11 protein-coding genes are annotated in these 15,554 nt (G+C 63.8%); 7 read left to right on the plus strand and 4 right to left on the minus strand.

From position 1 onward, the window contains the following. Nucleotides 1-7 precede the first annotated feature (7 nt). Genes IB238_RS10260 through IB238_RS10275 form a run of 4 tightly spaced genes read right to left on the minus strand, consistent with a single transcriptional unit; the run spans nucleotide 8 to nucleotide 7,275 of the window. A complete protein-coding gene (locus tag IB238_RS10260) occupies nucleotides 8-1,546 on the minus strand; it encodes a trimethylamine methyltransferase family protein (RefSeq protein WP_192245876.1) in 1,539 nt (512 codons plus the stop codon). Then, nucleotides 1,539-2,384, minus strand: a complete 846-nt coding sequence (locus IB238_RS10265; RefSeq protein WP_192245877.1) for an isocitrate lyase/phosphoenolpyruvate mutase family protein — start codon at nucleotides 2,382-2,384, stop codon at nucleotides 1,539-1,541. Before IB238_RS10265 ends, IB238_RS10260 begins: the two co-directional genes overlap by 8 nt. Then, nucleotides 2,381-4,828 carry an FAD-dependent oxidoreductase gene (locus IB238_RS10270; protein ID WP_192245880.1) on the minus strand — a complete coding sequence of 816 codons (2,448 nt, stop codon included), beginning with the start codon at nucleotides 4,826-4,828 and terminating at the stop codon, nucleotides 2,381-2,383. The genes IB238_RS10265 and IB238_RS10270 overlap by 4 nt, the downstream gene beginning before the upstream one ends. Continuing rightward, nucleotides 4,825-7,275, minus strand: coding sequence for an FAD-dependent oxidoreductase (locus IB238_RS10275; RefSeq protein WP_192245882.1), 2,451 nt, complete (start codon nucleotides 7,273-7,275; stop codon nucleotides 4,825-4,827). The genes IB238_RS10270 and IB238_RS10275 overlap by 4 nt, the downstream gene beginning before the upstream one ends. Before the next feature lie 129 nt (nucleotides 7,276-7,404). Between IB238_RS10275 and IB238_RS10280 the strand changes: the two genes are divergently transcribed. The 7 genes from IB238_RS10280 to IB238_RS10310 all read left to right on the plus strand — a co-directional run bounded on the left by IB238_RS10280 (nucleotide 7,405) and on the right by IB238_RS10310 (nucleotide 15,436). Next, nucleotides 7,405-8,253 (plus strand): LysR family transcriptional regulator, encoded by an 849-nt coding sequence (locus tag IB238_RS10280; RefSeq protein ID WP_192245884.1) that lies wholly within the window; start codon nucleotides 7,405-7,407, stop codon nucleotides 8,251-8,253. Between the two features lie 138 nt (nucleotides 8,254-8,391). Then, the gene (locus IB238_RS10285; protein WP_192245886.1) at nucleotides 8,392-11,676 is read left to right on the plus strand and encodes an adenylate/guanylate cyclase domain-containing protein; all 3,285 of its coding nucleotides are present in this window, start codon (nucleotides 8,392-8,394) and stop codon (nucleotides 11,674-11,676) included. Nucleotides 11,677-11,692: 16 nt separating this feature from the next. After that, entirely contained in the window at nucleotides 11,693-12,373 is a 681-nt protein-coding gene (locus IB238_RS10290; RefSeq protein WP_192245888.1) for a redoxin family protein, read from the plus strand. A gap of 142 nt (nucleotides 12,374-12,515) precedes the next feature. Next, nucleotides 12,516-12,899, plus strand: coding sequence for a metalloregulator ArsR/SmtB family transcription factor (locus IB238_RS10295; RefSeq protein WP_192245890.1), 384 nt, complete (start codon nucleotides 12,516-12,518; stop codon nucleotides 12,897-12,899). Further along, nucleotides 12,896-13,456, plus strand: coding sequence for an SRPBCC family protein (locus tag IB238_RS10300; RefSeq protein ID WP_192245892.1), 561 nt, complete (start codon nucleotides 12,896-12,898; stop codon nucleotides 13,454-13,456). Before IB238_RS10295 ends, IB238_RS10300 begins: the two co-directional genes overlap by 4 nt. A gap of 72 nt (nucleotides 13,457-13,528) precedes the next feature. Then, nucleotides 13,529-14,293 carry an SDR family oxidoreductase gene (locus tag IB238_RS10305; protein ID WP_192245894.1) on the plus strand — a complete coding sequence of 255 codons (765 nt, stop codon included), beginning with the start codon at nucleotides 13,529-13,531 and terminating at the stop codon, nucleotides 14,291-14,293. A 348-nt stretch (nucleotides 14,294-14,641) separates the two neighbouring features. Then, nucleotides 14,642-15,436, plus strand: a complete 795-nt coding sequence (locus IB238_RS10310) for a DUF1194 domain-containing protein (RefSeq protein WP_192245896.1) — start codon at nucleotides 14,642-14,644, stop codon at nucleotides 15,434-15,436. Nucleotides 15,437-15,554 lie beyond the last annotated feature (118 nt).

The raw sequence follows: 15,554 nt of genomic DNA on the forward strand, positions 1-15,554 counted from the left end.
GGCACCGTCAGAAGTAGATCTTGAACTTCTCGCGCACGGCCTTGTCGATCTCCCGGTCGAACAGCGGCCCACCGGCCTCGGATAGAATCCGGTTCTTCCGCTCGATCGCCTTGGCGATAAGGTCGGGCTTGCCGATCTCAGCCCATTCCTTCGGGCTCGTGCGGTCGGCGACTGCCGGGTAGATGTACTCCGTCTGCATCAACGACAACGTCTGCGGGTCGCCGAGATAATGGCCGGGGCCGCCCATGCAGACAGAGCGCATCGTCTCTAGCGATACGGAATCCTCCGTCACGTCGATGCCGCGCACACAGCGCTGTACCTGCCCCAAAAGGTCATCGCCGAGCACGAGGCTTTCCAGGCAGAAGCCGAGCAGCGAGGCGTGCATGCCAACAGCCTCGTAGACCATGTTGAGGCCGGAAAGCCCGGCCATGACGTTGGAGATCGCCTGCTCCCAGCCGGCCTGCATGTCCGGCAGCTTGGAGTCGGCAATGCCGGCGGCGGCCCCGCCCGGCAGGCGATAGAACTGGTGCATCTGCGCGCAGCCGGCGGTCAGCAGCGCCTGTTCGCCCGAACCGCCGGACATGGCGCCCGTTCTGAGGTCCGAAACGAACGGCCAGGTGCCGAAGATCGCGGGGTGGCCGGGCGCCATGGCGTTGACATAGACGACGCCCGCCAGGCACTCCGCGACCGCCTGCACGATCGCGGTCGCCAGCGGCGCCGGCGCGGTTGCACCGGCCTGCCCTGCCGAAAGCAGCAGGATCGGCATGCCGGCCCGGATGCAGGCCTCCATGGTGATGCAGCTTTCCTCGGCGAATTTCATCGGCGGCACGACGAAGCAGTTGGAGTTCGACACGAAGGGCCGCGCCCGCCACTTGTCCTCACCGCCCGCCATCATGTGGATAAGATCGAAGCAGCCGTCCACATGCGAAGGATCGGAGAAGCTGGTGCCAACGTGTTTCGACGTACCGGCGCAGCAGCCATAGAGCGTGTTGATGTCCATCAGGAAGTTGTCAGCCACGTCGCGGCAGACCATCGCCCGCTGGAAGAAATGGATGTTATCGAGGTGGTGGACGAGTTGGGCGGCATTGAAGAGGTCCTTCGCCGTCGATTCGCGATAGTCGCGCTTCTCCACGTCGACGATGTGAACGGCGGCGCCCGCCGTGCCGTAGTAGACGCGGGTGCCGGACAGTTCCAAGTCGTACTTCGGGTCACGCCCATAGAGTGTAATGCCGCGCGCGGCGATCGCCAGCATGTCCTCCACCAACGCCCGTGGGAAGCGGATACGGCCGTCCTCGCCAAGGATCGCGCCGGCGCCGGTCATGATCTCGATGCCGGATTTAGGCGCATTGGCGAGGCCGATATTCTCGAGCGCGTCGAGCGCCGCCTCGTGGATGCGGCGGACGCCTGCCTCCGTCAGCGGCTTGTACTGGCCGCCCGGCAGGCCAGGCCGGATCGGGCGGATGTTTTCCGCCAAGGGTGCGGCCCGCATGGCAACGCGGGCGGCGCGGCCACCGGAACGCCGGGACAAAACTGCCTGTTCACTCATGATCCGTCTCCCCCGCACCGGCGGCAAGCATGTCATTGATCCGGTCCCCCGACGCAGCGGCGGACAATTTTGCAAAACTGCCATCCTTGACGATGGCCTCCATCTGCTCGGCGATCGCCGCATGGGTAACGCGGGCGATCATCGAACCGAGCGAGATGCGACGCACGCCGATCCGGGCAAACTCAGCCACCGTGAGCTGGCGCAGCGGCCCTGCGGCAAGCGCATTCACCGGCTTTGCGACCGACTGCACGACGCGCTTCAGTTCCGCCTCACCGGGCGGCACCGGCACATAAACGAGGTCGGCGCCGGCCTTCTCGAAGGCCTGGATGCGGTGGATCGCCTCGTCGAGGTCATAGACGCCGTTCATCACGCCATCGGCGCGGGCGCAGAGAATGAACGGACGGCCAAGCGAGCGGGCAGCATCGGCGGCGGCGCCTATGCGCTCCACCGAAAGGTCGAACGCATAGGCCGGGTTGCCATCGACCATCTGCATGTCTTCGATCGAGCAGCCGGATAGGCCGACTTCCGCGGCAAGGCGGATCGTTTCGGCGACCTCATCGGGCGCGTCGGCAAAACCGTTCTCGAAATCGCCCGAAACCGGGAGCGACGTCGCACGCACGATGTCTTCGGCGTGTTTCAGCGATTCCTCGCGCGTCACCCGTCCCATGTCGGGCCGGCCGAGCGTGAAGGCGAAGCCGGCGGAGGTGGTGGCGAGCGCCACGGCGCCCGACGCTGCCATCATTCGGGCCGATCCCATGTCCCACGGATTCGGGATGACGAAGCAGCCCGACTGGTGCAGGTCGAAGAAGCGCTGGTGGCGTTCTGCAAGGCTGGTCATGCCCGTACCCTCTCCGCCTTCGGATCGTACATGGGCGCGAGCGAAGCTTCCGCCTTCACCCGCACACCGGCGATCTCGATCTCGTAGTTCGAGGCCAGCACATCCGCCTCGCTTTCGCCGGCGCATGGCACATAGCCCATGCCGATCGCACCGCCGAGATGGTGGCCGTAATTGCCCGAGGTGATGGTCGAGACGATCTTGCCGTCGCGCACCAGCGCCTCGTTGTGAAAGAGCAGCGGCTCGGGATCGGTGAGCCTGAACTGCACCATGCGACGTTTCAGGCCCTGATCTTCCTTGCGCAGCACCGCCTCGCGGCCGATGAAGTCGCCCTTCTTCGTCCGCACGGCAAAGCCGAGGCCGGCTTCCAGCACATGGTCCTCGTCGGTGATGTCGTGGCCGAAATGGCGAAAAGCCTTCTCGATGCGACAGCTGTCGAGCGTATGCAGGCCGCAGAGTTTGAGGCCCACACCCGCCCCCGCCGCCTCCAGTGTCTCGAAGACATGCGCCGTCTGGTCGGTGGAGACGTAGAGTTCCCAGCCGAGCTCGCCGACATAGGTGACGCGGTGGGCGCGGGCGAGGCCCATGCCGATCTCGATCTCGCGCGCCGTGGCAAAGGGGTGGTGGGCGTTCGAGAAGTCGTTCGGGCTCACCTTCTGCATCAGCTGGCGCGCCTTCGGCCCCATGACGCAGAGCACGCTCTCGGCCGCCGTCACATCGGTGATGACGACGAACTCGCCCTTGAGGTGTTTTCGAAGCCAGGCAAGGTCGCGCTGCAGCGTCGCGCCCGGCACGACGAGGAAGAAGGCGGTCTCCGAAAGGCGCGTCACCGTCAGGTCGCTCTCGATGCCGCCGCGCTCGTTGAGCATCTGGGTGTAGACGATGCGGCCGGGGGCGACGTCCATCTGGTTGGCGCAGAGCCTTTGCAGGAAGGCGAGCGCGTCGCGGCCCTCCACGCGGATCTTGCCGAAGGAGGTCATGTCGAACAGGCCGACGCCATTGCGCACCGCCAGATGCTCATCCTTCTGGTTCTCGAACCAGTTCTGCCGCTTCCAGCTATAGCGGTATTCCCGCTCCTGCCCTTCCCTGGCAAACCAGTTGGCGCGCTCCCAGCCGGCGACCTCGCCGAAGACGGCGCCGCGGGCTTTCAGATGTTCATGGATCGGCGAACGGCGCACGCCGCGGGCCGTCGCCATCTGACGATAGGGGTAGTGATCGGCGTAGAGCAGGCCGAGCGTCTCGGAGACGCGATCCTGCAGATAGGCGCGGTTCTTCTGGAACGGCTGGGCGCGGCGGATATCCACCTCCCAGAGGTCGAACGGCGGCTCGCCGTCGTTCATCCACTGCGCGAGCGCCATGCCGGCGCCGCCGGAGGAGACGATGCCGATGGAATTGTAGCCGGCGGCGACCCAGTAGCCCTTCAGTTCCGGGGCCTCGCCGAGGTAGTAGCGGTCATCCGGCGTGAAGCTCTCGGGGCCGTTGAAGAAGGTATGGATGCCGGCCGTTTCCAGCATCGGCATGCGGTTGATCGCCATCTCCAGGATCGGCTGGAAGTGGTCGAAATCCTCCGGCAGCTGGTCGAAGCAGAAATCGTCGCGGATGCCGTCCATGCCCCAGGGCTTGGCCTTCAGTTCGAAGGCGCCGATCAGCATCTTGCCGGCGTCTTCCTTGTAGTAGGTGCATTCGTCCGGCACGCGCAGGACGGGGAGTTGCTTCAGGCCATTGATCGGCTCGGTGACGATGTAGAAATGCTCGCAGGCATGCAGCGGCAGCGTCACGCCCGACATGTCGGCGAGCGTCCGCCCCCACATGCCGGCGGCGTTGACGACGTTTTCGGTCTCGATGGTGAAGGTTTCGCCGTTCTGCTCGCAGGTGACGCCGGTCACCCGGCCGTCCTTCGTCAGCACCGAGGTAACCTTGACGCCTTCGATAACCGTCGCGCCGTTCTGCCGCGCGCCCTTCGCCAAGGCCATCGCGATGTTCGCCGGGTCGCACTGGCCGTCGAGCGGCAGGTGTACGGCGGCCTTGACGTCGGCCGTGTTGAGGTGCGGGTACATCGCCTTCACCTCGTCGACGGAAATCTCGCGCACGTCGACGTCGAAGGCGCGCGCGAGCGAGGCCTGGCGGTAGATTTCCTCCTTGCGCTCGTCAGTCAGCGCCACCGTCATCGAGCCGTTCTGGCGCATACCGGTGCCGATGCCGGTCTCGGCCTCGAGCCTCACGTAGAGGTCGGCCGAGTACTTCGCCAGCCGCGTCATGTTCTGCGAGGCGCGCAACTGGCCGATTAGCCCCGCCGCGTGCCAGGTTGTGCCGCAGGTCAACTGCTTGCGTTCGAGCAGCACCACGTCGGTCCAGCCGAGTTTTGCCAGGTGATAGGCGACCGAGCAGCCGGAAACGCCGCCGCCGATGATCACGGCTCTCGCCTTGGAGGGAATGGTCTTACTCATGCACGCAGTCTTTCATTGTTGGGATCGTAAAGTGGACCGTCCGGCTGGACGGTGGCCTTGTAGCGGTCGCCGTAGATCTCGACCTCTATTTCGGTGCCCGGCTCGGCGAGATCGGCGCGCAGCATCCCGAGCGCGATAGATTTCCCGGTGCGGTAGCCCCAGTTGCCGGAGGTGGTCTCGCCGACCACCTTGCCGCCGTGCCAGAGCGTCGACATGTAGGGCGCGTCGCAGTCGCCGGCCTCGACGGTGAGCAGCACGAAGCGCTTGGAAACACCCTGCTGCTTCTCGCGCTCCAGCGCCGCCTTGCCCTTGAAGGCCGCCTTGCCCCAGTCGACGAAGCGTTCGAGGCCGCCCTGCAGGATCGTGTAGTCGGTCGAAAGGTCGCCCTTCCAGGCGCGATAGCCCTTCTCGATGCGCAGGCTGTCGAGCGCCTCCATGCCGAACGGCTTCAGCCCGTGCGCCTGGCCGGCCGCCCAGACGGCATCGAAGATCGCCGCGGTGTCCTCGACCTTGGTGTGTATCTCCCAGCCGAGCTCGCCGGCGAAGGAGACGCGCACCAGCTGGCACCAGCGGCCGGCGATCTGGCAACTCTGGTGCGTCAGCCAGCCCTTGGAAAGGTCGGCGTCGGACACCTCGGCGAGGATCGCCCGGGAATTGGGACCGGACAGGATCTGGCAAGAAAAATTCTCGGTGACGTCGTCGATCGTGAAGGCGGCATCATCAGGCAGGTGCTTGTTCAGCCACTCGAAATCGTGCCATTGCGCCGTCGCCGCGGTGATCAGGAAGAAGAAGTCCTCGTCCAGCATCATCACCGACATCTCGGTGACGATCCGGCCCTTGTCGTCGGCGAAATAGGCAAGACCGATGCGTCCCGGCTTCGGCAGCTTTCCGGTGGTGAGCGACGACAGCCACGCCGTCACCCCCTCGCCCTTCACCCGGAAGCGCGAGAAGCCGGGAAGATCGAGGATGCCGGCGGCCTCGTGCACGGCGCGGCATTCCTCCTCGATGCGCGGCCGCCACGGGCCTTCGCGGTTCCAGGTCTGCGTCGCCTGTTCGGACGTGTCGTCGCCGGGCTTGGCGTACCAGTTGGCCCGTTCCCAGCCGTTATACGGCTTGAATTGCGCGCCGAGCGCCTTGATGCGGTCATGGATCGGCGAAAGCTTGCGGTTGCGGCCGGCCGGCCAGGCGTGCTTCGGGAAATGCATCGCATATTCGTGGCCGTAGATCTCCATGCCCTTGGCGATGCAGTAGTCCTGGTCGGCGGCGAAGCTGGTATAGCGGCGCGGATCGCAGGACCACATGTCCCACTCCGTCTCGCCCTCGGTAATCCATTCGGCAAGCACCTTGCCGGCGCCGCCGGCCTGGCAGATGCCGAAGGTGAAGACGCAGGCCTCGAACGCGTTCGGCACGCCCGGCATCGGCCCGAGCAGCGGATTGCCGTCCGGTGCATAAGGGATCGGCCCATTGATCACGCGCGACAGCCCGGCGGTGCCGAGGATCGGCACGCGTTCGCAGGCATCGTTCAGGTACCATTCCAGCCGCTCCAGGTCGTCCGGGTAGAGCTGGAAGGAGAAATCGTCCGGCATCGGATCGTCCGGCGTCGTCCAATGCGCCTTGCAGTTCCTCTCGTACGGCCCGAGGTTCATGCCGTTCTTTTCCTGGCGCAGGTAGTACGAGCTGTCGACGTCGCGCAGCAGCGGCAGCTTGTGGCCGACCTCCTTCGACCAGGCGGCGAGTTCCGGGATTTCCTCGAAGAGGACGTACTGGTGGCTCATCACCATCATCGGCACGTCGCGGCCGAACCATTTGCCGACCTCGCGGGCGTAGTAACCGGCGGCGTTGACGACGTATTCGCAGCGGATTTCGCCCTGCGGCGTCGAGATCACCCACTCCTCGTTCTCCCGCCTTGCGCCCGTCGCCGGACAGAAACGGAAGATTCTCGCGCCCATGTCGCGCGCGCCCTTCGCCAGCGCCTGCGTCAACTGCGCCGGATCGATGTCGCCGTCATTGGGGTCGTAGAGCGCGCCGGTCAGATCGTGCGCCTCGACGAAAGGATAGCGCGACCTGATCTGGTCGGGCGTCAGGATATCGAGGTCCATGCCCTGGTAACGTCCCATGCCGACAACGCGCTTGAACTCCTGCAGGCGCTCCTTGGAATGTCCGAGGCGGATCGAGCCGGTCACGTGGTAGTTCATGGGATAGTCGACCAGCGCACCAAGCTCGCGGTAGAGCGAGGCCGAGTAGCGCTGCATGTTCATGATCGACCAGGAGGAGGAGAAGGTCGGCACGTTGCCGGCCGCGTGCCAGGTCGAGCCGGCCGTCAGCTCGTTCTTCTCCAGAAGCACACAGTCCGTCCATCCGGCCCTGGCCAGATGATAGAGTGCGGACGCGCCGACGGCACCCCCTCCGATGATGACGACACGGGTATGGCTTGGCAGTCCGGACATTCTCGCTCCCCTTCTTTGACCCGGATTTTTGGCAACCAAAGCGCCGGGCGGCAAGCGGACGGAATTCGCTTTATTAATCGACACTATCGATTACACTTTCGGCAAACATTGAGAAAATACGGCGCATTCATGCAAATTGTCCTGATTGAGACATTCCTGGATCTCATGGAAACCCGTAACTTCAACCGTACGGCGGAGCGGCTGAACATCACGCAATCGACGGTCACCCACCGCATCAACGCGCTGGAGGCGCTGTTCGCGCGAAAGCTGTTCGCGCGCAACAAAGGCGGCACGCAGCCGACGGCCGCCGGCCTGCGCTTCGTCGACCATGCAAAGGCCCTGCAACATCAATGGCATGAGGCGACGCGAGCCGTAGAGACGGCCGGCGCCTACGAGCGTTCCATGCGCATCGGCCTGCAGCACGACCTTGCCGCCCACTATGCCGGCGACTGGCTGGCGGCGGTGCGTAAGGAACTGCCGGCCACCTCGATCTATCTGGAGGTCGACTACTCCAACCAGATGAACCGCGACCTCGGTGCCGGCGACCTCGACCTCGCCATCCTCTTTACGCCGCATTACCTGCCGGACCTCCACTACGAGCACATCGGCGAGGTGCATTACGAGATGGTGAGCAACAGGGCGAAGCGGATCGAGGACGTCCGGCCGGAGGACTATATCCAGGCCGTCTATTCCCCCGCGTTCGACCGTTTGCACCGGCAGGCATACCAGCACCTTTCCACAGCGCCGATCGCCAGCGGCGAAACGACCGCAATTATCGCCCTCATGACCAAGCTCGGCGGTTCCGCATTTGTGATGGAGCCGGACGCGCGGCGACTGTTGCGCACCGGTGCGGTCAACCGTGTATCGGGGACAGATCCAATCTCCCAATCAGTCTATGCCGCAGTCAACGTACGCACCCGCCATGCCCATCAGCACCGGCGCATCATCGGACTGATGCAGATGCTTCTGAACGGCTGAAGCTCGCATCCCCCGTTCCAGAGGCCGCGTTCGCAATGCCGCATTTGCCATGGCGCGGCTTCGGGCGCATGATCCGCCATCTGCCGGTTGCGGCGCTTGACATAGCCGCATCCAGAGGGTTCGTGAGGCGTATGTCGAATGAACTGCACCGCCTGCGGTTTCGAGGTTGAGAGCGGCTTCGCCTTCTGTCCGAAGTGCGGAACGCCGCAGCCGAGAGCTTGTGGCTCATGCGGCTATTTCTGCCCGCCCGACTTCGCCTTCTGCCCAAAATGCGGAGCCGGCCTGACAGGATCCGCCGGTTCAACGACACGAAAACAAATCCCGACAGACCAGGGCTCTGGTCGTCCGCAGCCGGCTTCGGTCGCGTTCACCAAGCTATCGCCTGAACCTCGTCCCGAAGCGGAAGCAGACCGGCGCATCGTCACCGTACTTTTCGCCGATCTCTGCGGCTACACGACGCTCGGCGAGCGCATCGACCCAGAGATGCTGCTGGCACTGCAAAACGAGATCTTCGAGGAGCTCAGCGCGACCGTTGCCACCCATGGAGGCTACGTCGACAAGTTCATCGGCGACGCGCTGCTGGCGCTTTTCGGAGCACCTGTGGCCCACGAGAAGGATCCCGAGCGCGCCCTTTGCGCGGCCCTCGACATGCAACAGCGAATGGCAAGGATCGAAGAGCACTGGCGAGCCAGCCTAGGCCAACCGCTGACCATCCACATCGGTGTGAATACCGGCCCTGTCGTCACGGGCACGGTCGGCGCAGGCGGCAGTAAATCCTACTCCGTTACCGGGGATACGGTGAACACCGCACAGCGTCTGCAAGCAATGGCGGGGTCCGGTGAGATACTGGTTGGAGCCCTCACCCGCCGGCTGACACAGCACGCCTTCTCCTTTGCGTCCCTAGGCACTATGCCGCTCCGCGGCAAAGCCGGGGAAACGCCGGTATACAGGCTCGAGGCACCGGTCGCCGCGCCGCCAACGGCGCGTGGGCTCGACGCCTTTGGAATCGAGATACCGATGATCGGCCGCGACGGCGAAATGGCGAGCCTGTTGCGGTGCCTCGATGCCATTCGTGAGGGCGCCACCCAGCTGGTCCGTGTCGTGGGTGATGCCGGGATCGGAAAGACACGCCTCGTCGAAGCATTCCTCGACCGCGTTCGGGCGGATCCGGACCTCGCCGGCATCACGATCCGTGAGACGGCCTGCTCCTCGCTGGGAGAGCCGTCCTACGGCACGCTTGCAGCCATGTTGCGGTGTGCCTACCAGATCGACAGCATGGACAGTCTGGAGCGTTCCCGCTCCCTGTTGCGCTCGGGGCTGACAAATCTGGGCTTGACTGAGGACACAATCGAACGGCTGGAACCCTTCTTCGTGTTCGTCCTCGGTTTCGGCGATCCAGACAGCGCACTCAAACATTTGGAACCGGACCAGCTGCGCCGCCAGATCTTTCACGCGGTTCGTACCCTGTTCGATCGCCGCATGGAACAGTCGCCCCTGCTTCTAGTGATCGAAGATCTTCATTGGGCCGATGGCGTCTCCCTCGAAGCACTCCGCTTCATCATGGACCGGATGGAACGCCGCCGGCTAATGCTGCTTGTCACCCACAGGCCAGGCTTCGAGACGGAAATGCTGAGTTCCGCGCGCGCCAGCCAGACGACGCTACGCCTGGATCTGCTGTCGGATGGGGACGCAGAGGCGATACTATCCCGCACGTTCGGTCCAAACGTGCTCCCCGCCGGCCTTCAGGACACCATTATTGCGCGCGCCGAAGGCAACCCATTTTTCCTGGAGGAGATCCTGCGCACATTGATCGAGACCGGTGCGCTTCGACATGAGGGAGATCACTGGGAGGCGTCCTCGGGTGCCGCGGACGCTGAAACGCCCCTCGGCATCCAGGCCATGATGCTCGCGCGCATCGATCGACTGCCGCAGGATGCGCGGCGACTCGCCCAGGTTGCATCCGTCATTGGCCATCGCTTTGACAGTACCCTGTTGAAAGCCCTGCCGTTGGGTGTCGTGGACATCGATGACAGTCTTTTGCGCCTCTGCGAGGCTGACATCATCGAGGAACTGGCGGACATGCGCACGCAAGCGCCGCGATACGCCTTTCGCCAAAAACTTCTTCACGAAGTCGTCTACGACAATCTGCTGTTGCGCCGCCGCACGGAACTGCACGGTGCGGTCGGCGAAGCACTCGAACACCGATACGGAAACACGCCGGAGCATCTCGAACAGTTGATCGAACTCGGTCACCATTTCGCTGCTTCGTCCGACAAGGCCAGAGGCGCCCGATACCTGACAACGGCAGGAGATCTGGCGCGCAAGGCCTACGCCAATGAGGACGCGTTGCGCCTCTACGCCCGCGCGCTTTCCGCCGCCGAAGCAGCGGGTGGCGATGCCTGGCGTGCTCCCAGCGAGAGATACGCGGATCTGGGTTACCTGACAGGGCACGTTGAAGAAGCACGCAACCGTTATGACGGTCTCTATGGGGCCTACAGGGATGCGGATGACATCTCCGGCGCTGCGCGCATCCTGCGAAAGCTGGGTCAGCTTGCCTTCGATTCCGGGGATCGGGACAGGGCGACGGCCTGCTTCACCCAAGCTGCCGCGCTGCTGGAAGGCATCGATGCGCCGATCGAACTCGCCCACCTGATGCAGCGGCAGGGTCATCTGGCCTTCCGCACCGGCGACTGGGAGACGGCGGTGCGGTGGGCCGAGCGTGCGCTGGAATGCGCAAACCATCTTCCGACAGGGACAGATGCCGCAGGCAAGGCGCAGATCGCCCTCGCCGTCGCCCGGGCATTCAACACCAAGGGCGTGGCGCTGGCACGGCTGCATCGGACCGGCGAAGCCGTCCAGATGGTGGAACGCAGCGTGGAGGTCGCGCTTGCGGCAAATCACCTGAACACCGCCTGTCGCGGCTACACCAATCTGGGTGTGCTTTACACGACGATCGACCCGGCTCTTGCAATCGATGTCTGCAAGCGGGGCTACGAGATGGCAAAGCGGATCGGCGATCTCGGGCAACAGGCCCGCCTGCTGACAAATCTCGCCGTTGCCTACTGCACCTTCACCGACAGGTGCATGCAGGAAGGGCTGCCGGCGGTGGAGGAAGCAATTACAATCGACCGGGCGCTCGGCCAGCGCGACCACCTGCCGGTCCCTCTGCTTGTGCTCGGACAGATCCGGCAATGCCATGGCGCGTCGAAGGCGGCGCGCGAAAATTACCTCGAAGCGCTCGAGCTCGTTCGCGACAGCGCGGAGGCACAATTGCTCTTTCCGTGCTATGATGGCCTAGCAACGCTGTGCCTCGACCTGAATGAACTGGACGAGGCAGAGCGATACTTCGAACTGGCGCAGGGGGTCTGCGCCAAACACGGTCTCGACCCCGAAGCGCTCATAGTCCTGCCGTTTCTCGACTAGCCTGAGGAGCAACCCAATGGCAGAGCATGCAATGGAACGACCGCTGCAACCGGGAGATCGCGCCCCGAACGTCGTGCTCGATGCGATCAACCACGGCGGCAAGGTGGCAATCGACGACTTTCGCGGCCAAACGCCCGTCCTGGTCGGCCTCTATCGAGGGCTGCAATGCCCCTTCTGTCGCCGCCATATCGCAGCGTCTGCCCTGCTTTCCTCGGCGTTGCGCGAAAAGGGCATCGACAGCCTCACGGTCGTCAACACTCCGATCGAGCGGGCACGCCTCTATTTCCGATATCACCCCATGCCAGGGATCATCACCGCCTCGGATCCGGAGAACATCGCGCACCGGGCGTTTGGCTTGCCGAATCTCCAGTTCACCGAGAACGACGACGACTGGCCATACAAGGTCTCCATGCCGACGGTGATGGCGATGCGCATCGACATGCCCGGGGAATTGCCCGAACCGATGGGCTGCCTGGACGCCGCGGCCTTCCTGAACAACAAGGACGGCTACGAGATGACGCCGGCCGACCAGCAGACGGATGAAAAATATGGCGGCCAACTTGTCGGCGAATTTCTGCTCGACCGCGACGGTATCGTGCGCTGGTCGTTCACCGAGGCCGAGGGCGGCGGCAGCAACATGTTTGCGATCCCCAAGGCGGATGAGGTGATGTCGGTCGCCTCTCGGCTTGCCCATTGACGTTACGTCACCGGGAAATCAACAACTAAGAGCCCGGCGGCAAGGTTGCGACGACACCGTCCTTGCCGCTGTTTGACGCCTTTCATCTCGCGATCTTAAACCAAATGGTTGACAATCCTCGCGCGTCGCGATACTAAACCATATGGTTGAATTATCAATTGACGCTTTGAACGCCGTATTTCATGCCCTGGCCGATCCCACCCGGCGGGCGATCCTGGACGAGTTGCGGCAGGGAGAACGCAACGTCGGCGAGCTTGCCGCGCCTTTCGATATGTCGCTGGCAGCGGCGTCGAAGCACATAAGGGTACTGGAGAATGCAGGGCTTGTGCGGCGCGAGGTTCGCGGACGCACACATGTCTGCCGGCTGGATGCAGCGCCGATGCACGCTGGCATGGAATGGATACGCCACTACGAGCAGTTCTGGCAGGATAGGCTCGGCACACTCGCCGCCCTGCTCGAGGCGGAAGACCGGGCGACCGCCCCTCAAACCGGAACGCAACTGGAGAACAAGGAAGACGAGCGATGAAAGCGTCCGAATTGCCGGCAGAAGACTATGGCACTGCAATCGCACGCGAGAGCGTGCGGATAACACGCCTCCTGCCCGGCCCGATCGAGCGCGTCTGGTCCTACCTCACGCAAGAGGACAAGCGACGCCAGTGGATGGCTGCCGGCGCGATCGAACTTGCTCCCGGCGGTACTGTCCGTCATGTCTTCGACAACTCCCGCCTGACGGAAAGGGACGACAGGCCGCCACCGAAATATGCCGGTTATGCCGGCGAGGTGACGAGCGTCGGCCATGTGATCGCCTGCGAAGCTCCCACACTCCTCTCCTATAGCTGGAACGAGGAAAGCGGCACTCCCTCTGAAGTTCGCTTCGACCTGGAACCTCAGGGCGACAAAGTGCTGCTCACCGTTACCCACAGCCGGATCTCGTCGCGCGGTGCGATGATGAGCTTCTCCGCCGGCTGGCACACCCATCTCGACATTCTGCGCGATCGGCTGGAAGGGCGGGAGCCGCCTGTCTTCTGGCCGAAGCACACGCGGCTGGAAGCCGAATACGAACAGCGCATACCGGACTTCTGACGTCCTGGGGCCTCGCCCCGATACCCACGCAAATTGCCGACCCGCAATCACCGTCGAACTACGGAGGATATCATGCTGCTCGAAAACAGGATCGCCATCGTCCACGGCGCCGCCGGCGCGATCGGCGCCGCCACCGCCAAGGCCTTTGCCCATGAGGGCGCAATCGTCTACCTCTGCGGACGCACCAAATCCAAGCTTGAAGACGTTGCCGCCGAGATACTGGCAGCAGGCGGCAGGAGTGAAGTGGCCGAACTCAACGCATTCGACGAGCAGGCTGTGGAAAGAAACGCGGCATGGGTCGCCGACCGGCACGGAGGTATCGACATCGTATTCAATGCAGTGGGCATCGATCCGGTGCAGGGCACATCACTGGCCGACATCGCCTACGACGACTTCGCCCGCCCGATCGCGGACTGGACCAAGACGCAGTTTCTGACCGCCCGCGCTGCCGCCCGGCACATGGTTCCCAACCGCCGCGGCTGCGTGCTGATGCTGTCGGCCTCCCCCGCGCGCCTCGCAATCGCCATGACCGGTGGTTTCGGCGTCGCCTGCGCGGCGATCGAGGGCCTGTCGCGGACACTCGCCGCAGAGCTTTCCCCGCATGGTGTGCGCGTGGTCTGCCTGCGGCCGCATCGCATTCTCGAGACGATCGCCGAGCATCCTGACCTGCCGATGGGCATGGCGGACTTCCGCGCCTTTCTTGAGAACATGACGTTGCTCAAGCGTCTGCCGACACTTGAGGATGTCGCAGATACCGCGGTTTTCCTGGCCTCCGATCGCGCCAGTGCCATCACCGGCACGGTGGCGAACCTAACCGCCGGCTGCAGCGTCGACTGACACCGCCCTCGCTTAGGCAGCCGGGAAGATGGCCACAAGCGGCCACAAATTGCTCCGTCGCGGACTGCGATTGGAGCGACGCCCCCCGCAAGAGGCTTCACATCACTGAGAGTTGAACGCCCAGCCGGATCGGTCGAAGCAGACCGATATGCTAGAGTCTGATTAGGTGAAGGGCCCGCGTACACCTGGCCCGACACCTGCCCAATCGAACAGGTTGCCGGTGGCGCGTAGAGCCCGGGTAGGCCCCGTGAGCCGATGCCGCCAGCATGCTTCGTTATCGCATCTGCGTGAATGCTCCTGCCCGCCCGAGGCGCGGCGGAGACTGGTCCAGAGACAAGGAGGTGCAGGATGTTACTTGCCGCACTCGCCATGCTTCTCAGCCTCACAGCCATCGGTGAAGCAAGGAATGCCGCCGCCGAATCTGGCGCAGTCGTCGACCTTGAACTCGTTCTCGCCGTCGATATTTCCGGCTCGATGGATCTCGAGGAGGCACAGATCCAGCGGGAGGGCTATGTTTCCGCCCTGACGCATCCGGAATTTCTCGCGGCTATTCGCGAGGGTTTCAACGGCCGCATCGCCATCAGCTATTTCGAATGGGGCGGCACGATCGGACAGAACTCGCTAATGCCGTGGTCGCTCATTGCGACAGCCGATGACGCGGCACGGTTTGCCCAGTTGATCAAGAAGCGCCCGTTCGCATCCCTGCGCGGCACTTCGCTCTCCACGGCGATCGCCTATGGTTCCAAATTGTTCGACAGCAATGGCTTTTCCGGCGTGCGGCGGGTGATAGACATATCCGGCGACGGACCGAACAACTACGGTGCCCCGGTGGTACCCGCCCGCGATGCGGCCAACGCACTCGGCATCATCGTCAACGGGCTTGCCATCATGGTTCGCCCTTCTTCAGCCTACGGCCCACTGGACCGCTACTATGCCGATTGCGTGATCGGCGGCCCCGGCGCTTTCGTTGTCTCGGTGCAAGAGCCCGAAGACTTTGCCATGGCCATTCGCCGCAAGCTCGTCCTTGAGGTCAGCGGGCGCCAGCCCCCTGCCCACTTCGTTCCTGTGGCGAACGGCACCGACTGCATGATCGGCGAAAAGCTCCGCCCCGGATTCGAGCGATATCCCGAATTGAACCGGTAAAGGTGCCGCGGGCATCCGCGATTTAAGGTCAGGCAACAGACTGTCGGCGAGTTGGCCAAGTGTCCTCGGGCATTGGTAATTCTCGCTCGAATCCGAATTCTGCACCCAAAGACATTTC

The sequence above is a fragment of the Rhizobium sp. ARZ01 genome (assembly GCF_014851675.1).
In the GTDB taxonomy this organism is placed as follows: domain Bacteria; phylum Pseudomonadota; class Alphaproteobacteria; order Rhizobiales; family Rhizobiaceae; genus Mycoplana.